This is a genomic window from Flavobacterium sp. LC2016-23 (genome assembly GCF_009674775.1).
In the GTDB taxonomy this organism is placed as follows: domain Bacteria; phylum Bacteroidota; class Bacteroidia; order Flavobacteriales; family Flavobacteriaceae; genus Flavobacterium.
In genome coordinates, this window is the sequence record NZ_WKKE01000003.1 from 52,644 (window position 1) to 78,613 (window position 25,970).

Annotated in this window: 27 protein-coding genes and 1 riboswitch; of the genes, 18 read left to right on the forward strand and 9 right to left on the reverse strand. The window is 37.3% G+C overall.

Going from position 1 to position 25,970, the window contains the following annotated elements; all coding sequences use genetic code 11:
* The first annotated feature begins 15 nt into the window (after positions 1-15).
* Together GJU43_RS03090 and GJU43_RS03095 are read left to right on the forward strand one after the other, a co-directional pair.
* Positions 16-600, forward strand: coding sequence for a pseudouridine synthase (locus tag GJU43_RS03090; RefSeq protein ID WP_154339379.1), 585 nt, complete (start codon positions 16-18; stop codon positions 598-600).
* Between the two features lie 154 nt (positions 601-754).
* Positions 755-1,210 carry a tRNA (cytidine(34)-2'-O)-methyltransferase gene (locus GJU43_RS03095; RefSeq protein ID WP_154339380.1) on the forward strand — a complete coding sequence of 152 codons (456 nt, stop codon included), beginning with the start codon at positions 755-757 and terminating at the stop codon, positions 1,208-1,210.
* Between the two features lie 177 nt (positions 1,211-1,387).
* Here GJU43_RS03095 and GJU43_RS03100 read toward each other — a convergent pair whose 3' ends face one another.
* Genes GJU43_RS03100 through GJU43_RS03110 form a run of 3 tightly spaced genes read right to left on the reverse strand, consistent with a single transcriptional unit; the run spans position 1,388 to position 4,390 of the window.
* Positions 1,388-2,164, reverse strand: a complete 777-nt coding sequence (locus GJU43_RS03100) for an ABC transporter ATP-binding protein (protein WP_154339381.1) — start codon at positions 2,162-2,164, stop codon at positions 1,388-1,390.
* Between the two features lie 49 nt (positions 2,165-2,213).
* Positions 2,214-3,242 carry an iron ABC transporter permease gene (locus GJU43_RS03105; RefSeq protein WP_229654990.1) on the reverse strand — a complete coding sequence of 343 codons (1,029 nt, stop codon included), beginning with the start codon at positions 3,240-3,242 and terminating at the stop codon, positions 2,214-2,216.
* Positions 3,243-3,247: 5 nt separating this feature from the next.
* On the reverse strand, positions 3,248-4,390 hold the full coding sequence (locus GJU43_RS03110) for an ABC transporter substrate-binding protein (protein ID WP_154339382.1): 1,143 nt from the start codon (positions 4,388-4,390) through the stop codon (positions 3,248-3,250).
* Positions 4,391-4,564: 174 nt separating this feature from the next.
* On the opposite strand from GJU43_RS03110, the gene GJU43_RS03115 reads away from it, so the two are divergent.
* The 8 genes from GJU43_RS03115 to GJU43_RS03150 all read left to right on the forward strand — a co-directional run bounded on the left by GJU43_RS03115 (position 4,565) and on the right by GJU43_RS03150 (position 12,999).
* Positions 4,565-4,927, forward strand: a complete 363-nt coding sequence (locus tag GJU43_RS03115) for a DUF5522 domain-containing protein (RefSeq protein ID WP_154339383.1) — start codon at positions 4,565-4,567, stop codon at positions 4,925-4,927.
* A gap of 164 nt (positions 4,928-5,091) precedes the next feature.
* A complete protein-coding gene (cobU, locus tag GJU43_RS03120; protein WP_154339384.1) occupies positions 5,092-5,616 on the forward strand; it encodes a bifunctional adenosylcobinamide kinase/adenosylcobinamide-phosphate guanylyltransferase in 525 nt (174 codons plus the stop codon).
* A 105-nt stretch (positions 5,617-5,721) separates the two neighbouring features.
* On the forward strand, positions 5,722-7,401 hold the full coding sequence (gene cobT / locus GJU43_RS03125) for a nicotinate-nucleotide--dimethylbenzimidazole phosphoribosyltransferase (protein ID WP_154339385.1): 1,680 nt from the start codon (positions 5,722-5,724) through the stop codon (positions 7,399-7,401).
* Positions 7,402-7,478: 77 nt separating this feature from the next.
* Positions 7,479-8,276, forward strand: a complete 798-nt coding sequence (locus tag GJU43_RS03130) for an adenosylcobinamide-GDP ribazoletransferase (protein WP_154339386.1) — start codon at positions 7,479-7,481, stop codon at positions 8,274-8,276.
* Positions 8,261-8,797, forward strand: a complete 537-nt coding sequence (cobC, locus tag GJU43_RS03135) for an alpha-ribazole phosphatase (protein ID WP_154339387.1) — start codon at positions 8,261-8,263, stop codon at positions 8,795-8,797. Before GJU43_RS03130 ends, cobC begins: the two co-directional genes overlap by 16 nt.
* 68 nt (positions 8,798-8,865) lie before the next feature.
* Positions 8,866-9,071, forward strand: a riboswitch (cobalamin riboswitch).
* A 26-nt stretch (positions 9,072-9,097) separates the two neighbouring features.
* Positions 9,098-10,933: a TonB-dependent siderophore receptor gene (locus GJU43_RS03140; protein WP_154339388.1), complete on the forward strand. Its 1,836-nt coding sequence runs from the start codon at positions 9,098-9,100 to the stop codon at positions 10,931-10,933.
* A gap of 3 nt (positions 10,934-10,936) precedes the next feature.
* Positions 10,937-11,971, forward strand: coding sequence for a YncE family protein (locus GJU43_RS03145; protein WP_154339389.1), 1,035 nt, complete (start codon positions 10,937-10,939; stop codon positions 11,969-11,971).
* A gap of 62 nt (positions 11,972-12,033) precedes the next feature.
* Positions 12,034-12,999, forward strand: coding sequence for a T9SS type A sorting domain-containing protein (locus tag GJU43_RS03150; protein WP_154339390.1), 966 nt, complete (start codon positions 12,034-12,036; stop codon positions 12,997-12,999).
* An 83-nt stretch (positions 13,000-13,082) separates the two neighbouring features.
* Here GJU43_RS03150 and GJU43_RS03155 read toward each other — a convergent pair whose 3' ends face one another.
* Positions 13,083-14,558 carry a S41 family peptidase gene (locus GJU43_RS03155; RefSeq protein WP_154339391.1) on the reverse strand — a complete coding sequence of 492 codons (1,476 nt, stop codon included), beginning with the start codon at positions 14,556-14,558 and terminating at the stop codon, positions 13,083-13,085.
* A 171-nt stretch (positions 14,559-14,729) separates the two neighbouring features.
* Here GJU43_RS03155 and GJU43_RS03160 point away from each other — a divergent pair, with 171 nt between their 5' ends.
* The 6 genes from GJU43_RS03160 to yiaA all read left to right on the forward strand — a co-directional run bounded on the left by GJU43_RS03160 (position 14,730) and on the right by yiaA (position 17,990).
* Positions 14,730-15,239, forward strand: coding sequence for an RNA polymerase sigma factor (locus GJU43_RS03160; RefSeq protein WP_154339392.1), 510 nt, complete (start codon positions 14,730-14,732; stop codon positions 15,237-15,239).
* The gene (locus GJU43_RS03165) at positions 15,226-15,684 is read left to right on the forward strand and encodes a hypothetical protein (RefSeq protein ID WP_154339393.1); all 459 of its coding nucleotides are present in this window, start codon (positions 15,226-15,228) and stop codon (positions 15,682-15,684) included. Before GJU43_RS03160 ends, GJU43_RS03165 begins: the two co-directional genes overlap by 14 nt.
* Before the next feature lie 15 nt (positions 15,685-15,699).
* A complete protein-coding gene (locus tag GJU43_RS03170; protein WP_154339394.1) occupies positions 15,700-16,227 on the forward strand; it encodes a DUF4252 domain-containing protein in 528 nt (175 codons plus the stop codon).
* Position 16,228: 1 nt separating this feature from the next.
* Positions 16,229-16,765, forward strand: a complete 537-nt coding sequence (locus GJU43_RS03175) for a DUF4252 domain-containing protein (RefSeq protein WP_154339395.1) — start codon at positions 16,229-16,231, stop codon at positions 16,763-16,765.
* A 140-nt stretch (positions 16,766-16,905) separates the two neighbouring features.
* Positions 16,906-17,580 carry a TIGR02117 family protein gene (locus GJU43_RS03180; protein WP_154339396.1) on the forward strand — a complete coding sequence of 225 codons (675 nt, stop codon included), beginning with the start codon at positions 16,906-16,908 and terminating at the stop codon, positions 17,578-17,580.
* A gap of 14 nt (positions 17,581-17,594) precedes the next feature.
* A complete protein-coding gene (gene yiaA / locus GJU43_RS03185; RefSeq protein WP_154339397.1) occupies positions 17,595-17,990 on the forward strand; it encodes an inner membrane protein YiaA in 396 nt (131 codons plus the stop codon).
* Positions 17,991-18,081: 91 nt separating this feature from the next.
* On the opposite strand, the gene carB is transcribed toward yiaA, so the two are convergent.
* Together carB and rpmH are read right to left on the reverse strand one after the other, a co-directional pair.
* The gene (gene carB / locus GJU43_RS03190) at positions 18,082-20,937 is read right to left on the reverse strand and encodes a carbamoyl-phosphate synthase large subunit (protein WP_154339398.1); all 2,856 of its coding nucleotides are present in this window, start codon (positions 20,935-20,937) and stop codon (positions 18,082-18,084) included.
* 144 nt (positions 20,938-21,081) lie between these two features.
* Positions 21,082-21,243 (reverse strand): 50S ribosomal protein L34, encoded by a 162-nt coding sequence (gene rpmH, locus GJU43_RS03195; protein WP_008464848.1) that lies wholly within the window; start codon positions 21,241-21,243, stop codon positions 21,082-21,084.
* A 166-nt stretch (positions 21,244-21,409) separates the two neighbouring features.
* On the opposite strand from rpmH, the gene GJU43_RS03200 reads away from it, so the two are divergent.
* Positions 21,410-21,925 (forward strand): DUF2892 domain-containing protein, encoded by a 516-nt coding sequence (locus tag GJU43_RS03200; RefSeq protein ID WP_154339399.1) that lies wholly within the window; start codon positions 21,410-21,412, stop codon positions 21,923-21,925.
* 174 nt (positions 21,926-22,099) lie between these two features.
* Here GJU43_RS03200 and GJU43_RS03205 read toward each other — a convergent pair whose 3' ends face one another.
* A complete protein-coding gene (locus tag GJU43_RS03205) occupies positions 22,100-22,759 on the reverse strand; it encodes an alpha/beta hydrolase (RefSeq protein WP_154339400.1) in 660 nt (219 codons plus the stop codon).
* A gap of 313 nt (positions 22,760-23,072) precedes the next feature.
* Here GJU43_RS03205 and GJU43_RS03210 point away from each other — a divergent pair, with 313 nt between their 5' ends.
* On the forward strand, positions 23,073-23,357 hold the full coding sequence (locus GJU43_RS03210) for an N-acetyltransferase (protein ID WP_154339565.1): 285 nt from the start codon (positions 23,073-23,075) through the stop codon (positions 23,355-23,357).
* A 2-nt stretch (positions 23,358-23,359) separates the two neighbouring features.
* Here the strand turns inward: GJU43_RS03210 and GJU43_RS03215 are convergent, their stop codons facing one another.
* Both GJU43_RS03215 and GJU43_RS03220 read right to left on the reverse strand, forming a co-directional pair.
* Positions 23,360-24,790, reverse strand: coding sequence for an anion permease (locus GJU43_RS03215; RefSeq protein WP_154339401.1), 1,431 nt, complete (start codon positions 24,788-24,790; stop codon positions 23,360-23,362).
* 20 nt (positions 24,791-24,810) lie between these two features.
* Positions 24,811-25,965: a porin gene (locus tag GJU43_RS03220; protein WP_154339566.1), complete on the reverse strand. Its 1,155-nt coding sequence runs from the start codon at positions 25,963-25,965 to the stop codon at positions 24,811-24,813.
* Positions 25,966-25,970: the final 5 nt, after the last annotated feature.

Sequence of the window (25,970 nt, forward strand, 5' to 3'; positions counted from 1 at the left end):
GCAGAAAAATAAAACATGCACCAGCACTTCATTCTTTTTAAACCTTATGGCTATCTGAGCCAGTTTATTTACGAATTAAAAAGAAAGAAAAAGCTTCTGGGCGAATTGTATGATTTCCCGGAAGGCACAATGGCTATTGGCCGTTTAGATGAAGACTCTGAGGGCTTACTTTTACTGACAACCGACGGAAAGGTAAGCGAACAGATCAGAAGTAAGAAGGTCGATAAAGAATATTATGTACAGGTTGATGGTGTAATCACTGCCGAAGCTATTGAACAACTGCAAAAAGGGGTTGAAATTGGTTTTGACGGCGGCAAGTACATCACCAGACCCTGCAGGGCTTTTATCGTGACCGAAATTCCGGACTTTGGGCCAAGGGCTAAAAAAATAAGGGATGAACGCCATGGGCCGACGTCATGGGCATCGATAACGGTCAATGAAGGTAAATTTCGTCAGGTGCGAAAAATGACAGCTGCTGTTGGTTTTCCGACCTTACGGTTGGTTCGCGTCCGGATAGGAAATGTATATTTGCAAAACTTAAAAGCCGGAGATGTTCTTGAAGTTCAGGATTTTTTTAAATTAGATCAGGAGGCAATTTGATAATTAGATAATTTGACAATTAGATAATTAGATAATTTATAGAACTTTTAACTTATACCTCTATAACTAATAACCCATAACTAACAGCCAATAACTAATAACCAACAACTAATAACTAATAACTAACAACTAATAACCAATAACTCAAAAAACAATGCTAAACGTAGTTCTTGTAGAACCTGAAATTCCAAATAATACCGGAAACATTGGACGATTGTGTGTGGGTACCGAAAGCCGTCTGCACTTAATTCACCCTTTTGGATTTGTGATTAATGACAAGAATCTGAAACGTTCCGGCTTGGATTACTGGGTACATCTTGATGTGACGGAGTATGCCAATATTGAAGAATGGATCAAACAGATTCCGGATCAGTCGCGCGTCTTTCTTATGAGTTCACATGCTGAGAAATCCTATCTGCAAACTGATTTTCAGGATGGGGACTGGCTGGTTTTCGGAAAAGAAAGTGTGGGTTTAAGCAAAGAAGTTCTGGCCCGTTTTGAAAATCACCTGACGATTCCCATGTCAAAATTGATCCGAAGTTTTAATATTGCCAATTCCGTGGCTTTTGTGGTTGGTGAAGCTAAAAGACAAATTGGATTAAATATTTAGTCTGATATCAATTCCTGAATGGTAATGAGATTTAATAATATTACGTAATTATAAATTTTACTAATTCTCTTATAAAAACTGATCTCCCCTCCTAGCCCTGATGGGAACGGCATCCTTTTGTGGTGGGGTTCACCACAAAAGATATAGTGGACAGCAGGATGAGCTCCTTAAAAAAATCTAAGTAATAATAAACTTCCCTTTTTCGGCATCAAAAGCAATATGTTCATCTTTGAATAAAGTGGCAAAACTTCCTTTTGAAATTAAATTACAAGGTTCATCCTGAACAACTAATTCCGGTGTCATAATAATCATTTCATCGCTCAGCTGTATCGCCAGATCAATATCATGCGTCGAAAAAAGAATACACTTTTGCGTTTCCTGTGTGAGCTTTTTCAATAATTTGAAAAGGGAAACTTTGTGAAGTAAATCAAGATGTGTCGTAGGTTCGTCCAGAATGATCAGCGGTGTATCCTGCGATAGCGCTCTTGCGATTAAAACTTTTTGCAATTGTCCGTCACTTATTTCGAAATGTTTTTTAAGCGCCAGATGGCTGATTTGTGTTAACTCCAGAGCTTCATTTACTTTTGCAATATCTTCGGGCGTTAAAGTACCAATCCAGTTGGTGTACGGCTGGCGCCCCAAAGCCACCAGCTCAAAAACAGAAAGATTGCTTGGAGGCAATTTTTCTGTTAAAACCAAACTTAAATTCCGGGCTAAATCTAAAGGTTTATACGTATTTATATTTTTATCACCGAGATAAACCGTTCCTGCCAAAGGCGCCTGAATTCCAGTAATGGTTCTTAGTAAAGTCGATTTCCCTATTCCGTTTGCACCAATTAAAGCAATGAGTTTTCCCGAATCAAAATTTAAATTCAGATTTTCGGCAATGGTCGTAGTTTCTCTCTTCGACTTGTAGCCAATGCTTAAATTTGAAGTTTTTAGAATTGATTTCATTTTTTTTTAAGATACTAAGGTTGTAAGTAGCTAAGGCCCTAAGTTTTTTTTACTGAAAATTTCTTTTTTTCATTAATAACCATACCACAACAGGCGCACCAATCAGAGACGTAATCGCATTGATGGGCAATGTTGTTTCCAGGCCCGGTAACTGTGAAGCAATATCACAAAACAGCATGATTATTCCGCCATAAAAAAAAGTGCTCCAATATAAAATTCTGTGATTACTGGTCTGAAAAGTTAGTTTTGCAATATGAGGTACTGCCAAACCAATAAAAGCAATCGGACCGGCAAAAGCAGTGATACTTCCCGCGAGAATACTGGTGGCAAATATGATGATTAATCTGGTTCTTTTATAATTCAGCCCCATACTTTTAGCATAATTCTCTCCTAAGAGCAAAGCATTTAGCGGTTTAATGCTACCTGCACTTAAAAGAAGACCGAGACCCACACAAACTGCCAAAATGCAAATCGATGTCCAGGAAAGATTTCCCAGACTTCCCAGTGACCAGAAAGTAAATTTCTGCAACTGCTCTGCGGAACTAAAATGAGTCAGAACCCCGACAATAGCACTGGTAAAACTGCCAAACATCAATCCCACGATTAAGATTGCCATTGTGTTCCTGAGCCGTTGTGCCACCAATAAAACCAGCAGCAAAACCGAGATACTTCCCAACGTTGATGCGAGCACAATTGTATAGGACGATAATAAAACGGTATTCAGAAAAGACGGTAAAAAACCAGCACCGAGAATAACAACAGCCACCGCTAAAATGGCTCCTGAACTCAGTCCCAAAACATCCGGGCCTGCCAATGGATTCCGGAATAAAGTCTGCATCAGCAAACCGCTTACAGACAATCCAACACCAACCAAAACAGCTGTAATGGCTTTAGGCAGACGGTAATTGATAATAATGTATTCCCAGGTCGATTTAGTGGCAGTACCCCCCGTCAAACTTGTATACACTTCTTTAAACGGAATGGTAACCGACCCTAAACTAATGTCGAGAAAAAACATAAACAAAAGTGCTAAAGCCAGCACAAAAAACAGGACTATATTTCGCTTTTGAGAGATCAATTGGCTTAATTTAATTTGGATGCAAAAGTAAATTCATAACCCTGTAACAAATCAGGATGAAAAATTTTGATATAATCTTTTAAAACCAAATCAGGACGGCTTGGTGCTGATTCATAATAAATAACCCCTCCGGTTGCTCCAAACTGACTTTCAAAAGTATATACATTTTTATTTTTAAAAGCGTCAAACTGCGTATAATGCGGATTCGTTTTTCCAAACTCCGCCAGTGTTTTAAACGATCCGGCTGCTATCCAGAAATTAGCGGTCTTGGCTTTCACTAAAACTTTTTCAAAGGACAAACCTTCGCTTCCGGTTCCTTGTAAATCGGCCCATAAGTAATTGGCCTGTGCATCTTTCATAAATTCTGCCACCCAGCTGTTTCCTTTCGCAACATACCAGACATCTTCATACATCGATCCGTACAAAACCGTCGAAGTGGCTTTTTGACCTGCTGCTAATTTCTTAGTCTGATTGTAGCTTAAAACAATTTTATCAAACAATTCCTTTGCTTTATCTTCTTTGCCAAACAGGGCACCATACAGTTTAATCCATTCTGCTTTTCCAAGCGGGGACTGCTCCATCCAGTCGGCCTGGATAAACACATTTAAACCGCTTTTCTTTAAATTGTCCAGCGTCGGATTGTTGTTGTCTACTCCAAAAGTAACAATCAGGTCCGGCGACAATTCGATAAGCTGTTCGATATTTAATTTTTCATTCTGACCTACATTCTTAACAGCCCCTTTATCGATCAATGCTCTTGTTTTCTCTGAAGAAACATAATCGGTATGCGGAAAACCAACCAGTTTATTTTCTACTTCCAGCATTTCCAAAAACGGAATATTGGTGGTTGAAGTCACTACTACAGATTCCAGCGGAACTTTTATCATCGTATACGATTGCAAGCTGTCCGGAACTTTAGCTTCTTTTTCTTTTAAGATATAAGTGAGTTTTTTATTGGCATTTGGCCATGGATTTGAAACTGTTACGACTGAATATCCCTCATGTTTCACAATAGAAAGCCCGGAAGCATACTCAATACTATTTTTTGAAGTTTCCACTTTAACGTTCGATGTCTCCTCCTTTTTTTTACATCCAATAACGAGCAGAAAAGAAAAAATAAAAATAAATTTAGGTAATAAATGTTTCATCTTTAGGTTATATATTTTTAGGGTATGGTATTTGTAATTCCTTCTTATCAGATATGATTTTTGAATTATTACAATTTCATATTTACATTTCAATGATGGCAAAGGTAAACCAATTTCTATTTTTTTTGTTTACCTTTATTCTTACAAAATTAAACAAATGTTATCTTTACTTAAATGAATACCACAAAAACAAAAGTTTGCTCAGGCTGTGAATCTTCTTTCAGCTGCGGAGATATTTCTGTTGAAAACAAATGCTGGTGCAATGATTACCCTCCTATTTTCAATCTTTCTGAAGGAGGCGACTGTCTTTGTCCGGTTTGCTTTAAAGAAGCATGTGAAGATAAAATTGATGCCTATATTGAAACCCTTACCCCGGAAAAAGCAATTGGTAATAAAGCAGCGGCCCTGCCGAAATCAGAACAATTAATCGAAGGAATTGATTATTACCTCGAAAACGGAAAATATGTTTTTAAAGCCTGGTTTCACTTAAAAAGAGGAAGCTGCTGCGGCAACGGCTGCAGGCATTGTCCCTATTGATTTTTTTTTGTTGATTATAAATTCATAAATTCGTCTTTGCGTTAGGGATAGGAACGGCATCCTTTTGTTTTTTTCTTTAAAAAACAAAAGATAAAGTGGATAGCCCGACCGAAGGGAACGCCCCGATCATTCGTAATTGACAACTCCTAATTCATAACATAAAAATGATCTATCTAATTACCGGCGGTGAACGATCCGGCAAAAGCAGTTATGCTCAAAACCTGGCTTTACAACTTTCGGATGCTCCGATGTATGTGGCGACGGCCCGAAAATGGGATTCGGATTTCCAGAACAGAATCGACAGACACCAACAGGAACGGGACGAACGCTGGACGAACGTGGAAAAAGAAAAATATTTAAGTGAGATTGATTTTACCGGAAAAGTAGCTTTAATTGATTGCGTGACGCTTTGGCTGACAAACTTTTTTGTCGATACTAAAAATGAGGTCTCCTTATCACTGGAAGAGGCTAAGGCTGAATTTGAAAAAATAGCAAAACAACCCCATACCGCCCTGATAATTGTTACCAATGAAATTGGAATGGGTGTTCATGCTGAAACGCATATCGGCAGAAAATTCACCGAACTGCAGGGCTGGATGAATCAGTTTTTGGCGTCAAAAGCAGATGAAGTGGTACTGATGGTTTCGGGGATTCCGGTTACGATCAAAGGTGAAAATTCTAAAACTTAAAAAATAAATTCCAAATTTTTAAATTCCAAGTTCATACTTTTCTTGTGATTCCTTTTTGGAATTTGGAATTTGGAAATTGAAAATTGAAAATTGAAAATTACACAGATGAGCTACTTAGACGATATATTAAAATCACGTCGCGATACCCGACATTTTACTGCTGATGAAGTCCCTGATGAAGTGATACAAAAAGCCTTACAGGCAGGACATTGGGCACCTTCTGTTGGACTGACGGATGCTACAAAGTATTATATCGTCAAATCGGCAGCAGTTAAAAGCGCTATTAAAAATTTGTTTGCAGAGTATAATACAAAAGCAGCCGGACTGACCGACAATCCGGAGCAAAAAGAATTGTACAATTCACTAAAACTGGAAGCGATTGAAGAAGCACCCATCGGACTGATCATTGCTTACGACAGATCGGTTTTGAATCAGTTTTCGATTGGAACGGTGGGCAGTAATGAAGCCGTTAAATTCAGTTCGGTTTGCGCTGCGCAAAACATCTGGCTTTCGCTTACGGAACAAGGTTATGGAATGGGATGGGTTTCTATTTTGAATTATTATCAGTTTAAGAAAATAATCGATTTACCCGAAAACATGGAACCTCTTGGTTATTTCTGTATCGGAAAACCGGCTACCAATTATGAGAATCAGCCCATGCTGCAGCAATTAAAATGGAAACAGAAATCGGAGGCTCCGGACTGTACGGAAATCAAAACTGTTGTAAAAGAGAAAGTTCCAAACTTTCAGTACAATTCTCAGGCTACGAATAAAAACAAAGTCACTTTCAGCCAGCTCTTACAGGAAAAAATCGATTCTAAAACCAAACCTGTTGGCGCTTTGGGTGTTTTAGAGGATTTAGCTTTTCAGATGGGAAGTGTCTTTGAAACCTTAAATCCAAAAATAAAAAACCCTAATATTGTCGTTTTTGCCGGAGATCACGGCATTGCAAATCATGGTGTGAGTGCTTATCCGCAGGATGTTACACGACAGATGGTGAATAATTTTCTGGAAGGCGGCGCCGCCATAAATGTTTTCTGCCATCAAAATAATATTGCGTTATCGATTGTGGATTCCGGTGTGAATTATGATTTTCCCACCAATGCCAAATTGATTCCTGCCAAAATTGCAAAAGGAACCCAGTCTTTCCTGCATGTTCCCGCTATGAGCGAAACAGAACTGCAACTGTGTTTTGAAAAAGGAAAATCGATCGTAGCCGATATTGCCAAAACAGGCTGCAACTGCATTGGTTTTGGTGAAATGGGAATCGGAAATACTTCAACGGCTGCTGTTTTGATGAGTCTGCTGACCGGTTTCCCCATCGAAGAATGCGTCGGAAAAGGAACAGGAGTTGAAGACGAAAAGTTACTTCAAAAACAAAACATACTCCAAAAGGCTCTTGAAAATTATTCAGGTCAGGACCAAATAAATGAGCAACTGGCTTATTTTGGAGGTTTTGAAATTATACAAATGGCAGGCGGAATGTTATCCGCTTACGATCACAAAATGCTGATTCTTGTGGATGGTTTTATTTGCAGTGTAGCTTTTTTAATTGCTTCCAAAATGAATCCGAACATTCAGGAGAATGCCGTTTTTTGTCATGTTTCAGCAGAGAATGCGCATCAGAAACTATTAAATTATTTAGGCGCAAAACCCATTTTAAATTTAGATTTGCGTCTCGGAGAAGGAACGGGCTGTGCCATTGCTTTTCCTATTTTGAAATCAGCAGAAGCTTTTTTGAATGAAATGGCTACTTTTGAAAATGCGGGGGTTAGCCGGAAGTAGGGAGTTTTCAATCTCAGTTTTCAGTCTCAGTTTTCAGTCTTATTTCCCAGTGTTTTATTACAACAAATTATTTTTCAATGAAAAAAGAACTACATATTTTTTTTACCGCTTTGATGTTTTATACCAGAATTCCATGTCCGAAAAACATTGATCACAATCCGAATTACTTAAATAAAGCGACGCGATACTTTCCGCTAATTGGTTGGATTGTTGGAAGTATTTCTTTTCTGGCTTTTTATATTTTTTCTCTTTTTCTGTCAGCAGAAATTGCAGTGATTTTAGCAATTATTGCCTCCATCCTTACAACAGGTGCCTTTCATGAAGATGGTTTTGCAGATGTCTGCGATGGTTTTGGCGGAGGCTGGACCAAAGAAAAAATTCTGATGATTATGAAAGACAGTGCTATTGGCGCTTATGGTGCCATTGGTTTAGTTTTGCTTTTTTTATTGAAATTCAAACTGCTTTCAGCATCTGTTTTACTTTTTCAAACCGGCGATCCGTTTTCTGTTTTACTCATTTTCCTGTTGTTTGTTTCGGCTCATGCTTTGAGTCGACTGGCAGCCATAAGTATTATTTTTACACATGAATATTCAAGAGATGATGCTTCCAGCAAGAGTAAGCCGATTGCAAAAAGCAATACCTGGAAAGAAGTTTTGGGCGCTTTTTTCTTCGGATTAGTACCTTTGTTTGTTCTTTCGTATTTTAAATATCAGATCCTTTTGGTTTTACTTCCGGTTTTTCTGACCCGTTATTTTTTAGCCCGTTATTTCCAAAAATGGATTGACGGTTATACGGGAGATTGTCTCGGTGCTGCCCAGCAGGTTTGTGAGGTCATTTATTATTTAAGTATTCTTTTGGTATGGAAGTTTTTCTAGTACGTCACACGGAAACCACTTGCGAAAAAGGAATTTGCTACGGGCAGTCTGACGTTGGTCTGGCTGAACCCTATGACATTATTTTCAAAAATATAACAGACCAATTACCTTCGGAAGCTATTCTTTTTTCAAGTCCCTTGCAGCGCTGTACTATTTTAGCCAGACACATTCAAAACCAGATCAAAACCCTTTCGTACCAGGAAGACAGACGTCTAATGGAAATGAATTTTGGTGACTGGGAAATGAAAAACTGGAATAGTATTCCACCGGAAGAACTTAATCCGTGGATGGAAGATTTTGTAAATATCGGTGCTTCAAATGGAGAATCTTTTGTAGAATTGCATGAACGGGTCGGTATTTTTTTAGCGGAGCAGCTTTCAAAAAAAACAGACACACCACGCATTATTGTTGCACATGCCGGTGTCATCAGAAGCATCCTTTGTCATCAGACTTCACTGCCTTTACAAGAGGCTTTCCAGAACAAAGTCGATTTTGGACAGGTCATCAAAATAGAACTGTAAACTTTGATTTGTTCAGAATTTAATTCAAAAAGTAAAACAAATTTGAATATTCAATAATTTTAACTCTATCTTTGCACGCAATTTAAGGTTGTGCTGGAATATACCAGACACATTAAAAGGGAATCAGGTAAAATCCTGAGCTGTACCCGCAACTGTAAGCTAAGTTCGTAAAGAACGCTTGTTGTTAACTACAAAGCCACTGCTCGCTCCGGCGGGTGGGAAGGTAAACAACAAGACGCAAGCCAGGAGACCTGCCTTTATAACGAATATCGAACTCTCGGGAAAAAGAGTGTAGAAATTATGACTTTAAAAAAACGTTTTGCTTTTTGCCTGCTTTTGTTGTGCCAGATTCTTTTGGCGCAAAATGATTCTATTACCAGACTTAAAGAAGTTGTAGTATCGGATTCCAATCTTAAAAATTTCTCGAATACACAATCGGTTCAAAGACTGAGCGATTCGATCATCAATAGAAATGCCCCTTCACTGACTTCTCTTTTAAATTACAATACGGTTATTTATTTTAAGGAAAATGGTCTTGGAATGACTTCTTCGCCTTCTTTCAGAGGAACTACTTCACAACAGACTGTAGTGGTCTGGAACGGGATCAACATCAACTCGCAACTTTTAGGACAGACTGATTTTAATACGATTTCGACCCGTGGTTTTAATTCTGTTGATGTAAAAGCCGGAGGCGGAAGTGTTGTTTACGGAAGCGGTGCCATTGGAGGAACGATACACTTAAACAATGACCTGAAGTTTACGGATACTTTCAAAAATGATTTTCAGGTTTATTATGGCGAGTTCAATACTTTAAGTGCTGTTTATGGCATTACGGCCGCGACAAAAAAATGGAGTTTCGATGCCAGTTTTACGCGAAACAGTTCTGACAATGATTTTAAATTTGTGGGTCAGGATGCCCATAACCTTAATGGAGAATATTACAACAATACACTTGATGCCGCAGTGGGTTTTAAAATCAACACCAAAAACAGTATTAAATTTTACAGCGAGATATACGATGGTGAACGTCATTTTTCATTAACCTCACCCAACGCGACCAAAACAAAATATCAGGATTATAATACCCGTAATTTACTAACGTGGAGCAGCGCTTTCAGCAAATTCGCTTCCAATCTGAGACTGGCCTACATTACCGAGCATTATAATTATTTTGAAGATATCAACAGGGACGGATTTACCTCGGGAGGCGTTAAAAGTTTTATCGGAAAATATGATATTGATTACGAATTGTCTTCAAAAATCAAAATCAGTACCATTTTAGATTATACCAAAAATGATGGAATTGGCTCCGGAATTGGCCGAAGCAGCCGCGAAATTGGCGGTGCAAGCCTTTTGTGGAAACACAATCTTACCGAAAAATGGAATTATGAAATGAGCGCCAGAAAAGAGGTTTCGGATGTTTATAAAAGTCCGGTGCTGTTTTCCGTGGGCTCGCGCTATAATTTCTCCGATTTTTATCAGTTAAAATTCAATGTATCCAGAAACTACAGAGTGCCTACCTTCAATGATTTATATTGGGAAGGCAGCGGAAATCCGGATTTAAAACCGGAGAGTTCTTACCAGGCAGAAATAGGGAATCAGTTTAGTTACAAGGATTTCCGACTGACGGTAACGGGTTACGGAATGAAAATCAAGGATATGATTCGATGGCTGCCTAATAACTCCGGAAACTGGTCACCTGTAAATACGGATAAGGTTACCATCTATGGTGCTGAAGCCCTTTTAGGATGGAAGAAAAACTTCAATAAACATACTTTTGATTTTAGCGGAACGTATGGCTACACGGTTTCATTAGATGACATAACAGACAAACAGCTTTTTTATGTTCCTTATCATAAACTGACCGGATCACTGTCTTACTATTATAAAAAGTTCTCTGCCTATTATCAGATCATGTATACCGGAGAAATATTTACCACTTCTGATAACAACCCAAAATATATTCTGGATGCCTATAATGTTTCCAATATTGGAGCAGATTATAATTTCAGTAAAAAAAATACTTTCAAAGTTGGTATTAAAGCTGCCAATATCTGGAATGAAAAATATGAAGCCCTTCCGAGCCGTTTTATGCCCGGGCGGAATTTAACTATTTATTTAAACCTTAATTATTAAAACATGAAATTAAAAAATCTTTATTTAGGAATTATTGCCGCTACATTTTTATTTGCTTCTTGTAGCAGTAACGATGACACTCCCGAAGTTGAAGTTCCGTTAGGTGCTTATGAAAATGGCGTATTCATTTTAAATGAAGGAAATTTTGGAACTCCTAATGCTTCTGTTTCCTATATTTCGAATGATTTGACTACGTTTCAAAACGATATTTTCAAGCTTGTAAACCCTTCAATTGTTTTAGGAGATGTAGCGCAGTCCATGACTTTTAGCGGAGAGAAAGCTTTTATTGTAGTAAATAATTCCAATGAAGTTGAAGTAGTAAATCGTTATACGTTTAAAAGTTTGGCTACTATTACTACAAAATTAGAAAACCCACGTTACAGTGTTGTTTTAAATGACAAACTGTACGTAACAAATGCTATTTCTAATGCTGTAACAATTTATGATGCCAAAACGTACGCTTATATCGCTTCCATTTCTGTAGGTAAAACAACAGAGAAAATTGTGGTTGCAAATAATAAACTTTACGTTATGAATGGTGCTTATGGTTATGGAAATGAAGTAACTGTAATTAATCCTGCAACTAATACCGTTTTGACCACTATAACAGTGGAAGAAGGTATCAATTCTATCGAAGAAAAAAATGGAAGTGTATATGTATTATGTGGAAATACTGCGAAAAGCAAATTGTTTAAAATTAATACCACTACTGATACGGCAACTTCTATAGAATCTACCACTTTAAAAGGTGCAGCAAATATGGATATTGATGGAACTAAAATTTATTACACTCAGGACGGAGGCGTATATGCAATGGACCTGACCGCTACGGCCTTTAGCACCACTCCTATCTTTACAACGACTTATGTTCAATATTCTACCTTTTACGGATTTGGCGTTATTGACGGGAAAATTTACTCGGGTAACGCAAACGGATTTACAAAAGACGGAACCGTTACTGTATATTCTCCAACCGGATCGGTATTAAAAACCCTGACTGTTGGTATTGGACCAAACGGTTTTTACTCCAATAACTAATACTACTAACCAGGATACCCTTATAATTGCTATAAGGGTATTTTTTTTTAAACTAAACCATTATGATACGAAAATTACTTTTTACTTTATTATTAACCTCTTCTTTAGCTGAAGCACAATCGTATGCTCCGGCAGCAGGACAGGCAGGAAGTACTGCAATAGCAAAAAGCAGTACTGTTTTTAAAGGCTGGGCAACCGGAATTAGCGTAGTAAGAGGCCCGCAGGATATTGCGAATCCAACAGGTCCTTTGGCTTCAAGCGGTGATCCGAGTGGTGCATTAGGCGGAACAAGTACAGGCGTTGTCTGTTTAGGTGATGGTGGAAGCGCAACATTAACTTTTGGCGTGCCAATTGCGAATGGTCCCGGATTTGATTTTGCCGTTTTTGAAAACGGATTCTCGGATACGTTCCTGGAACTGGCTTTTGTGGAAGTAAGCTCCAATGGGGTGAACTTTTTTAGATTTCCATCGCACAGTGAAACCCAGACTACCACTCAAATTGGTGGTTTCGGAGCGGTTGATTGCAGATACATCAACAATTTAGCTGGAAAATATCGTGTGAATTTTGGAACTCCGTTTGATTTATCTGATGTTCCCAATAATGCTTTGTTAGATAAAAACAATATTACTCATGTACGGGTAATTGATGTTATCGGAACCATTAATCCTTTATACGCTTCTCATGACAGTTTTGGAAATATTGTTAATGATCCCTACTCTACTCCTTATGCAACGGGAGGTTTTGATCTGAATGCGGTTGGCGTAATCAATCAGAAAACACTGCTGAGTGCTAAAAGTTTCGATCTGGCTTCTGTAACACTATATCCAAATCCGACTTCTGACATGGTTTATTTAGATACCGATCAGCAAAGCAGTATTTTGATTTATGATATGGGAGGTAATGTTAGAAAAAAGCTTCCTACAGCGCAATACAATGAAGTTAAGGTTTCTGATTTGAATCCCGGAATTTACTTATTCGAAATAACCATCGACGAGAAAAAGACAACGAAAAGAATCGTTATAAAATAATTTTATAGAATTAAGTTTTTTGGATAATTTTATACTACTGAAAAAGGCTTTCATTTCTGAAAGCCTTTTTAATTTTTTATTCTTTATTTTAGTGTTCTTAAAAGTCCTTCCGGAGCTTTATCAACATACATTTGGTTTCTGATACCATTCATGGCCTTGGCATCTATGAAAGTTTTTAATGCCTTTCCTCTGTCCTGTTGTACTTTTTTGGCGGCAGCACCGGTAATATTTGCAATGGCTGTATTTAATAGTGGCTCAGAAGGATCTCCTAAAACCCCTAAATTAGCAACATATTCCAGTTGCTCAATGGTTGGTTTAAGACCATCTGTATATTCCCCAAAACCGGCAGCATTCACAATTTTAAGAACCAATGGCTGCATGGCATATTTATGATTTGGATTTACTTTGGTTTTTGTAAAGGTTTCCGAATCGTATAATGTAATCGATCCCACATTTTTCCCAATCGTGTAATCTCCAATCTGCACTACGGTAACATAAGGTGCTAATCCGTTAATAATTAATTCACTTGCAGATGCAGTACCGCTTGTGGTCAGGATATATACTTTGCTTAAACGAAGACTGTTTAACGGTTTTCCGTCAATATTATCTACGAATCTATTGTTTAAGGATTCAGCATCCTCTGTTTCAAAATAAGCATTAACCTTAGCGTTCCATTTTTCCTTGGCAAAAATCTGGTCTTTAAATTGTCCTGTAATCATACTCGCCAAACGTGTAGCAGTCTGAACCGATCCTCCACCATTGTAGCGTAAATCCAGAATAAAATCTGTAACTCCCTGTCCTGCCAATTGTCCAAAAGCATCATTGAGTTGTGTATCATAATTGGCGTAAAACCCATTATACATCATATAACCAATTTTATGACTTCCGGAAACAATGACCTTATTAATCAAAATTGGATTTTCATCCAAAGTAGTTTTAACCAGAGAAACTGTTTTTCCGTTCGTCTCTATTGTACTTCCGTTATATTGTGCTAAATTCAACGTATAACTTTCGGCATTCAAAAGAAGTTGTTTATAATTGGAAACGGTCAATTGAGTTCCATTCACTCCTGTAAAAAGATCTCCTCGTTTTATATTTTTGGTTGAAGCGTCTGAATTTGGAATAATATAACGTACATAACCGACCAGGTCTGTGGAGCTTCCCGGCTTATAACTCAGTCTAAAGTCAACACCGTCGTTTTTAGTAGTCCCCTGAAGTTCCTGCTCTAGAACCGTATAGTCGGAAACAATCCAGCTAAAACGATCTATAGCCTCTCCTTTTGGAAATTTACTGCTGGGTTTATTCAATAAACTTTCAAATAAATTTTCAGGTTCAGAATATCCTGCTAAAAAAGAATTCAAAGCTTCCTGATTACTAAAGCGATCATCAGCTAAATTGGGAACATCAGCTTGCCACAAATAAAACTGATTCAGCCCTTTCCAGATAAAATCATTTATCTGTAAATCTGCCGGAGAATCAACATCATCCTGATCTTCACAAGATTGCAAAGAAAAAGCAAGTAAAAGTAATAACAAAAAACTTCGTACTATTGTTTTCATAAAGTGGTATTTATAACAGTATTAACGTAAAAATAGTATCTTTAGTTTTAACTCTAATACATTATATCTCTTTTTTTTAATATTTTTTTAATATTTTTTTTGAAGTTGATTGTAACAAAAAGAATTGTGCCTCGTCTTCCTTATATATAAGCTAACAAATAACCTTGATTTATGAATCAGATTGTTTTCATGGAATTAATAAATCCTTTCAGGGACAAAGTTTTTCGTCTGGCCAAAAGATTGCTTACCAGTACGGAAGAAGCAGAAGATGCCACTCAGGAAGTAATCGTTAAATTATGGAATAAAAAAGAGAATCTGGAAGCTTATAACAGCGTTGAAGCACTGGCGATGACCATGACCAAAAATTATTGCCTGGATCAGTTAAAATCTAAAAGAGCAGGAAATCTGCAGATTGTACACAACAATTTTACAGACCGTCAGCCTCAGTTAGATAAAAAACTGGAAGATGCAGACAGTTTAGAATGGGTAGAAAAAATTATAAGCCAACTGCCCGAACAATTACAAATATTAATTCAGCTACGCGATGTTGAACAATATGAATTTGATGAAATTGCGAAAATTGTCAATATGAATGAAACGGCTATCCGGGTAGCCCTTTCGAGAGCGAGAAAAAAAATCAGAGAATCAATGCTTAATACACACCGTTATGGAATTAAATAAAATAGAAAATATATTAGAAAAATACTTTCAGGGAGAAACAACTATTGCCGAAGAGAACGAATTAAAAGAATATTTCTCTTCACCGGATGTTGCGCAGCATCTGGAACAATACAAACCTATGTTTGGTTATTTCTCTCAGGTAAAAGAACAAAAATCGACGCAGGAAATTCCACTACAAACTAAAAAACGAAATGTGGCGTGGTTATCGATTGCAGCATCCTTTGTTGTTTTACTGGGAATAGGAACCTACTTTTTTGTGAGCGAAAAAAATGAACCTTCGGTTGTAGCGCAATCAGAATTAGGAACCTACGACAATCCTGAAGAAGCCCTTGCGGCAACGCAAAAAGCTTTAGCCCTATTGTCAAACAATGTGAATGTAGGTATCGGAAGTGTACAATACATTAAGGAATACGAACAATCAAAAAACAAAATTTTTAAACAATAAATAAAATTTAACACAATGAAAAATTTCATCATAACACTAGTTTTCACCTTGGTTACTACTATTTTTTACGGACAGGGCGCTTTTGACAAATTCGACGGTCAGGACGATGTAACATCCGTAATTGTAAACAAAAAAATGTTCGATTTAATGAGCAAAGTAAAAGTGGATGCAACCGACAAAGAGACACAGCAATACATTAAACTGATTAAAAAATTAGACTATTTGAAAGTGTTTACCACTAAAAACCCTAAAGTTGAAGCAGAAATGAAAGCTTCTGCAGAAAAATATATTAAAACGGCTGGTTTAGAAGAGCTAATGCGCGTAAACGATAGCGGTAAAAACATCAAAATATTAGTAAAATCAGGTGCCAGCGACACGCAGGTAAAAGAATTGCTGATGTTTATTGACGGAGCCAAAAATGAAGAATCGGTTTTATTATCGCTTACCGGTAATTTTGACTTAAACGAAATCTCGGTATTAACAGACAAAATGCAGCTTCCGGGCGGTTCTGACCTGAAAAAAGCCTCTAAAAGCAAAAAATAAGATGAAAATAAGCCTATTTACCTCAGCCCTTTTAGCTTTACTGACTTTGATAAGTTGTGAATCTAAACCTTCATTGCAAAAATATTTTGTAGAAAATACAGATAACAAAAATTTTATTGCACTTGACGTGTCCCCTTCTATTTTGAATTTAGATAAAGCAAAATTATCTGCCGCTCAAACCGAAGCCCTAAACTCTTTTGACAAGATGAATATTCTTGCCTTTAAAGCAAATGCAACAAATGCATTAGAGTTTGACACGGAAAGAGCTAAAGTGAAAGCAATCTTAAAAGACCCAAAATATCAGGAATTAATGAAGTTTGGTTCGGGTAAAGAAGGTGCATCAATAAGTTATGTCGGTACAGATGAAAACATTGAAGAATTTGTAGTTTTCGTTAACAAAAAAGAAAACGGATTTGCAGTAGTACGTGTTCTGGGAAAAGATATGAATCCGAATAATATCATGACCTTAATGAGTGTTTTAAAACAATCCAAAATCGACATGGAGCAGCTAAAACCATTGCAGCAATTCATTAAATAACAACCTTACTTTAAGCAAAAAAGCCTCTTATATGGGGCTTTTTTTGTTTCTGAAAATTAAACAGATTATTCGTCACAATTCTTTTGAATTTAATTTTGAAGTGAACTTAATTTAGTTACATTTGAAAAAAATAAATAACATTGAAAAAAATATTTAAAATTCTTTTAACGCTGCTTTTTGCCTTTATAGGATTTCTTTTACTCTACGTACTAGTAGCATATGCACTTTCAAAAATTACAATTGCCAAAGAAGAAAACACAAAACCTGAAGTTGAAATTTTCATTCTCACCAATGGCGTCCACACCGATATTGTAATGCCTGTCAAAAATGATCAGACAGACTGGAGCAAACAAATTCAATTTAAAAACACCAAAGCCGCTGACTCCACTTATAAATACATTGCTATGGGCTGGGGCGACAAAGGATTTTACTTAGAAACTCCGGAATGGTCCGATTTGAAAGCTTCTGTTGCTTTTAAGGCAGCAACCGGATTAAGCACCACTGCCATTCATGCGACATATTACAAACAGATGCGACTGGGTGAAGACTGCAAATCAATAATGATTAGCAAAGAACAATACGATCGTCTTATCAACTATATTCACAATAGTTTTCAAAAAGACGCATCCGGCAATTATATGCCCATAAAAACCAATGCCAATTACAGCAAAACCGACGCCTTTTACGAGGCCACCGGAAGCTATAGTTTATTTCACACCTGCAATAGCTGGGCCAATAGCGCTTTGAAAGCAAGCGGGCAAAAATGCTGCTTCTGGACGGCCACGGATTCCGGAATTTTTTCGAAATACAAATAAAATCAATATAAAACATGGTACAAAAAACATCGAATGCCTTTATAGCGGCATCCTGGGTAGCTCTTGGAGCCGGAACAGTAGGATTTATAGTAGGGCTTGCCAGAGCTGAAATGTTATTAAACGAAAAAGGATATTATTTTACAGTCTTAATGTTTGGTCTTTTCGCTGTAGTTTCCCTGCAAAAAAGTGTTAGGGACCGACTTGAAAAATTACCTGTAACAGATATTTATTACGGTATCTGCTGGTTCGGAACACTTTTATCAATTGTATTATTAGTAGTGGGACTTTGGAACGCAACCATTCTGCCAAGCGAAAAAGGATTCTATGCATTTGCTTTTTTATTAGCCTTGTTCGGAGCGATTTCGGTACAAAAAAACACAAGGGATAATATGTCATTCAATAACGAATAATATTTAAAACACTATTAATTAAACCAACTTCCAAATTAACCACAAAAAAAGCTCCATTTTCATGGAGCTTTTTTTATATCAGGATTCGAGATTATTTACTCAAATACATTTTTCTTCTGGAGTACAATTCGTAGAATTGATCATCTTTTAAGTCATCAATAAACAAGATACTTTCTCCTGTTGATTTCATTTCAGGTCCTAATGCTTTGTTTACATTATGGAACTTGCTGAAAGAGAAAACCGGTTGTTTGATAGCGTATCCTTTTAATTGTGGATTGAAATCAAAGTCAGTCACTTTATTATGTCCTAACATTACTTTAGTAGCGTAGTTCACATAAGGCTCTCCGTATGCTTTTGCAATAAACGGAACTGTTCTGGAAGCTCTTGGATTTGCTTCGATAATGTAAACCGTATCATCTTTTATCGCAAACTGAATATTGATCAGACCCACTGTTTTAAGTGCTCTCGCAATTTTTACCGTGTGGTCTTTGATTTGCTGCATCACAAATTCTCCCAGATTAAAAGGAGGCAAAGTAGCATTACTATCTCCCGAGTGCACTCCGCAAGGCTCAATGTGTTCCATTATTCCGATAATGTAAACATTACCATCAGCATCACAAATAGCATCTGCTTCCGCTTCGATGGCTCCCGCTAAATAGTGGTCTAAAAGTAGTTTATTTCCAGGAATCGTTTTCAATAAGTTGATTACGTGTTCTTCCAGTTCTTTCTTGTTGATTACAATTTTCATTCCCTGACCTCCTAATACATAAGAAGGACGGATCAATAACGGGAAGTCTAAAGTATCTGCTAAAGCAGAAGCTTCGTCAGCAGTTTCAGCGATTCCGAATTGTGGAAAAGGAATATGTAATTCTCTCAATAAATCAGAGAATCTTCCTCTGTCTTCGGCTAAATCCAGTGCATCAAAACTGGTTCCGATGATTTTTACACCGTATTTAGATAATTTTTCAGCCAGTTTTAACGCGGTCTGTCCACCCAGCTGCACGATTACACCTTCCGGTTTTTCATGCTGGATAATATCATAAATATGCTCCCAGAAAACAGGTTCAAAGTACAATTTATCTGCTGTATCAAAATCAGTCGAAACTGTTTCAGGATTACAGTTGATCATGATCGTTTCGTAGCCGCATTCTTTAGCAGCCAATACGCCGTGAACACAAGAATAATCGAACTCAATTCCCTGCCCGATTCTGTTTGGTCCGGAACCTAAAACGATGATTTTCTTTCTGTCTGTTACCACACTTTCGTTATCCACATAACGCTCACCATTTGCTTTTTCGATTTCAGCCTCAAAAGTTGAATAGTAATAAGGTGTTTTCGCTTTAAATTCAGCAGCACAGGTATCTACCAGTTTAAACACACGATTTATGTTCATATCCATACGCAAAGTATGCACTTCGCTTTCCAGACAATTGACCATGTGAGCAATCTGTCTGTCGGCAAAACCTTTTTGTTTCGCTTCAAGCAATAACTCTTTTGGCAGATTAGAAACTTTATAGTTCGAAATTTCTTTTTCTAACGTATAAAGTTCTTCGTATTGTTTCAGGAACCACATATCGATTTTTGTGATTTCATGAATACGGCTCAATGGGATTCCCATAGCAATCGCATCATAAATTACAAAAACACGATCCCAACTTGCGAAAGTCAGTTTCTCGATAATCTGTTCGTAGTTTTTATATCCTTTTCCGTCGGCACCTAAACCGTTACGTTTAATTTCTAATGATTGGGTTGCTTTGTGTAAAGCTTCCTGAAATGAGCGTCCGATTCCCATCACCTCACCCACAGATTTCATCTGAAGTCCAAGAGTTCTGTCAGCACCTTCAAATTTATCAAAGTTCCAGCGTGGTATTTTTACGATTACATAATCCAGAGTTGGTTCAAAAAGAGCCGAAGTCGATTTTGTAATCTGGTTTTGCAATTCATCTAAATTGTATCCTAAAGCCAGTTTAGAAGCAATTTTAGCAATCGGATAACCGGTTGCTTTAGAGGCTAATGCAGAAGAACGGGATACACGAGGATTGATTTCAATCGCCACAATATCTTCTTTTTCATCTGGCGAAACTGCAAATTGTACGTTACAGCCTCCTGCAAAATTTCCGATACTGCGCATCATCAAAATAGCATAATCACGTAATTTCTGGAATGTCGTATCCGATAAGGTCATCGCGGGTGCAACCGTAATGGAATCTCCGGTATGAATTCCCATTGGATCCATATTTTCGATCGAACAAATGATTACTACGTTATCATTTTTATCTCTCAAAAGTTCCAGTTCGTATTCTTTCCACCCCATTAAAGCTTTATCAATCAATACTTCATGTATTGGAGAAGCTTCAAGTCCGCGGGTTAAAAGTTCATCAAAATCTTCTTTTTTGTAGACAATTGCTGCTCCTGTTCCTCCAAGTGTAAATGAAGGACGAATTACTAGCGGAAAACCAAATTCCTGAGCAATTTCTTTCCCTTCTAAGTAAGAAGTAGCCGTTTTTGCCGGTGCAGTTGGTACATTAATTCTTTCTAAAAGCTGTTTAAACTGCTCTCTGTCTTCGGTAATATTAATCGCGTTTACATCAACCCCAATTAATTTTACTCCGAAATCCTGCCAAATTCCTTTTTCTTCCGCTTCCAGACATAAATTTAAAGCTGTCTGTCCTCCCATGGTAGGCAAAACTGCATCGATTTGCGGATGTTCCTTCAGAATTTCAATAATCGATTTTGTTGTTAATGGTTTCAAATATATATGATCGGCCATAGTTGGGTCGGTCATAATAGTCGCTGGATTTGAGTTTATCAAGATAACTTCAATCCCTTCTTCACGAATAGAACGTGCAGATTGAGAACCTGCATAATCAAATTCGCAAGCTTGACCAATAACAATAGGTCCTGAACCTATTATTAAAACTGATTTTATTGATGTGTCTTTAGGCATTTTATTTGTATTGTGTAGTTATATTTTACTGAAAAGCGGCTATAGTTTGTTAAAAACCAAAACATTACTGCTTTTTATTACTGACAAGGTATAAAAAAAGGCGATACTAAAAAAAGTAACGCCTTATTTATGTTTATAGAAACATTATTTTTTGTGTCTAGGTTCGCTAGAAACAGTCAATTTATGTCTTCCTTTAGCTCTTCTGCGCGCTAGAACTTTTCTTCCATTCGCAGAAGCCATTCTGTCCATAAATCCGTGCTTATTTCTTCTTTTTCTTTTCGATGGTTGAAACGTTCTTTTGCTCATTGCTTTGTATCTTTAAAATGGTATCTAATATCTGTTTTCTGTTTTTGAATATCGTTATTCTAAAACCGAGTGCAAATATACAAAGACTTTTTTTTCTGGCAAGTACTTTAATAAAAATATTTTTAATTCATTTTACTATATTTGCAAGCACAAATATACATCTATTATGTTTCACAAAAATATTAAACTTATTTTGGCCGGACTTCTAGTAGTCGCTGGCGTTTGGCAATTTACAGAAAGTAATATCGGGAACGGAATTTTCCTTATTTTACTGACTGCAATTCCGATTTTTCTTTACTTCAAAAATGAATTTATCCTTTTAGCCTTCCTTAAATTAAGAAAACAAGACTTTGAAGGGGCTAAAAAATGGCTGGCATACATTAAAAATCCTGAAGCGGCACTAGTAAGAAAACAACAAGGATACTTTAATTACCTGCACGGAATCATGTTATCTCAAACGAATATCAACCAGGCAGAGAAACATTTCAAGAAAGCAATCGAACTTGGATTATCTATGGATATGGATTTGGCAGTAGCTAAATTGAACCTTGCCGGAGTTGCCATGTCACGCAGAAGAAAACTGGAAGCTACCAATTTACTAAATGAAGCTAAGAAATTAGACAAACAAGGTATGCTGAAAGAACAAATCACAATGATGAAAGAACAAATGAAGAAAATCTAACGATTTTTTAAATCCCAATATTAGAAATCCCAAATTCCAATTGTGAATTTGGGATTTTTTATTTTAGATTTCTGAGTTTAGACTTTAGATTAAACGGCACCCGTTACCCTTTGCGAAGTCGAAGGCCTGGAATTTGGAATTTGGAATTTCAAATATTAGAATTTTACACCCCTCTTATTCTTCCAATATAATCGAAGGCAGGTTTTCATTAAGCCATTTGTACTTATTGATAATCATAACATGAGTGCCTCCTTTTACCACAATACAGCTTTTGATATACTTAATCGGAAAAACATCATCCTGATCCCCGTGAATATGAATTACATTTTCATCCACCTGATTTCTGTCCCACAGAATAACGGACTCTACCGCCCATTGCAAATAATAAAGATCGCGGACAGACAGGAATTTTTCGTATAACTTAATGCGTTTGTTTATTTTTTCTCCAAACGAAAACTTCGCCAGCTTTTCTACATTCAACAGTAATTGCATCGGAATCAACTTATAAGCTTTCGTGGTTTTTCCAATTTTCATTCTTCTCGGAAATTCAAAATTACTTCTGACACTTGAGATAATAATGACTTTTCGGACCTGAATATGTCTGGCCATTTCCTGAACCAGAATACCTCCGAAAGAAACTCCGATCAAAACCGGATTCGGATGCTTGATGTTTTTGGTAATTCGGAGTGCGTAATCGGACAAAGGTTCTTTTGGAAGCGGAATTTCCCATTCTAATAAACACATTTCAAAAATGGATTCATCTAAGTGAATCCTTTCAAAAATGGATGAACTTGCTGCCAGTCCTGGCATAAAATAAACCGGAATTTTACTCATTGGATCAAAAGAAATTATAATTATAAATTTCGTTACAAAGTTTAAAGTTACTTTTTTTTAATACAATTTAAGCAAATTTCGGACCGCAATATTACAGCGGAAATAAAAAACGAGTCCCCAAAGTAATAGTCCGTATGACCTCTTTGATAAAAAATAATTCAATATTGAAAATCAATTGATTACCTTTGTATTTGAAATAAAACAGGATTAAAAAGCTTATACAGAATTTTCTTTCATCCTTATTTCATGCCTCAAACCTATTATTAAACAGGACCTAAAACACAAATTTGTTATGGAACACACAATTGAATCTATGGAAATCAAAGACAATACTTTCGCAAGACAATTTGAAACCATAGTACCGGAAGGAATGCTTACTGTTGAATATTCATTTCAGGAAAAAAAGATTTTCTTAACCAAAATCAACACCCCGGAAGGTTACGATAATCAGGCAGTAATTGATGCATTACTTAAAAACATCATGGGAGTCATTATCGAAAAGAAATTCAGACTGATGCCTATTTCCCCAAAAATTGCCTTATTCATTAAAAAAAATCCAAAATACAAAGAATTGCTTCCTCCGGGAATCAGGATTTAACATTAAAAGTAGCCAATAACCCGAAGCCAGGCTCCACCGATCGTCATATAAATGAAGAGCATGACTACACCGGTTATGAGGCCTTTTATCCACCAGTCTTTCAGATCGACATACCCGCTCCCGAAGAATACCGGAGCCGGGCCGTGGCCATAATGCGTTAAAGTTCCGTACAGCGATCCTATAAAGCCTAGCATAAAAGCCAGCAGTAATCCCGGAATTCCGAGCGAAACCCCCACACCAAGCAAGGCCGCATACATGGCCGCCACGTGTGCTGTTGCGCTGGCAAAAAGATAGTGGCTGAAGAAATACACCAATACAATAATCGGAAAAGCCATCTGCCAGCTTAATCCGCCGATTTCTGCTTTAACCAGATTACTGAACCAGCCAATAAATCCTAACTCGTTAAGCGAACTGGCCATCATGACCAAAACCGAGAACCAGACAATAGTGTCCCATGCTCCTTTTTCAGCTTTTACATCTTCCCAGGTTAAAACCGAAGTTAAAAGCAAAATAACCAGGCCTATAAAAGCAGTGGTGGTGGCATCAATAGAAAACAGATCACCGGTCATCCAGAGAAACAACAAAATAAAGAAAGTCAGAAGCATCATCCATTCGTTTCGGGTAATAGCGCCCATTTCTTTCAGTTTTTGCGCAGCAATCTGAGGAGCATCTCCCGTTTTTTTAAGTTCGGGCGGATAGATTTTATACAATACGAAAGGAATCACAAAAAACGCCACCAAACCCGGAACAATTGCCGCAACAGCCCATGAGATCCATGTAATTTTTATGCCCAGATTGAATGCGAATTTCTGGCACATCGGATTACTCGCAGTTCCTGTCAAAAACATAGAGGAAGCAATCAGGTTCATATTATAACTGTTCAGTGTCAGAAAAGCACCTAATTTCCGGTGTGTTTCCGGCTGATCCGGCATCGATCCAAAACTCATTGACATTGATTTCATGATAGGATAAATAATTCCTCCGCCCCTCGCCGTATTACTCGGTACAGCAGGAGCCAGAACTAAATCGGCCAGCCCTAAGCCATATGCCAGTCCGAGTGAGCTTTTTCCAAATATTCGTATGAACAGAAAAGCAATTCTGTTTCCCAGGCCCGTTTTAATAAATCCTCTTGCGATAAAAAACGAAATTCCAATCAGCCAGATTACTTTATCTCCAAAACCTTTCAACGCCAAAGTTATTGATTTTCCCGGATCACCTGGAGCCAATACCTGTGAGAAAGCTGTTAATGCAATGGCAATCATACACATAGTTCCCATTGGAGCAGCCTTGAGTATAATTCCAACAATAGTAGCAACAAAAATGGCAAATAGATGCCATGCTTCTACAACAACACCCTGCGGCGCAGGAATCAGCCAAATTGCAATTCCAACAGCAAGTGTAATAAGCGTCTGAGGTATTTTTACTTCTTTCATAAACCCGGGATTAAATTATATTAAAGTCGAAGCTGTAACTGGATTAGAAACAGTTCATCATTATATGTTGCTGTATCAGGAATACTTTTATCAAATCTGTCTATTTCAAGACCCATCTCAATTCGGCCTAAATAGGCTTTCCCAAATTCAAGGCTTAGCATCGGTGTATAGGTCTGACGAACGTTGGGCGCCATTTTATAATTCGGATCAAAAGATTCGTAACGGCATGAAAACTCCAGCGAGGACAACTTTCCGTAATTTACGGTATATCTCAAATTGGGCATGATATAATAACCACGCATCTGATAATCGGCAACATTTGGAGTCCTAGCCTCTACTGGTAATGAAAAATAGGAGTTGTGATTTGTTCCTTGTTTGTATTCAGCCTGCAGATCAAAGGTAAATTTATCGGTAAGTCTAAAATCACCGCTGATATCGGCTCCTAAAGCAAAAACATCTTTTTTGAAAACTTTTCCGATTCCGCCGTTCAGCCCTAAATTAATTTTATTGGCCCTGGATAATCCGAAAACCCAGCGCGTTGAATATTGCTTCCCGTTATCTTTATCTTTTTCCTGATTCTTCCCATTTCCGTTTAAAACAGAAACCGCATAACTGACGGGTACTTTTCCAATCTCTACCGATCCGGTCGCAGAAGCTCCAATCTGAAAACTGGTCCAGCCGTTTTTTCCAAATTCATAATACTGATTGGAAAAATCGAACGATTTAATAATATCAACGGGAACCAGTTCCTCTATACCAAAGGCCGGACGAAACTGACCTCCGGTTAAAGCAAGATATTTACTAAAGGTATATTTCGCATAGGCATTTTCAAGTACTTTACTTTTGGGATCCGACTTAAAGTCAGCCAGGTTCACCAAAATAACCACTTCTGTTTCTTTGCTTAGTTTCGTATTAAGTCCAACCCGCATCCTTTTGATATCGAAAGAACTTCGTGTAACATCTTCGCCTGAAGCATGATGAACTCCCATGACATCTACATTATCTCCAAAGGAAGAAAGATAGCGCGCCTGAAAAAGTCCCTTGAATTGAAATTGAGGATATTTAACTGCTTCTTCAGAATCAACAGTTCCCTGATTCACATCAGCCTGAGCATTCATGAAAAGCGGTATTATAAAGAGTATAAAAGCAATTCTAATTCGCAAAGACTTATTCATAATCT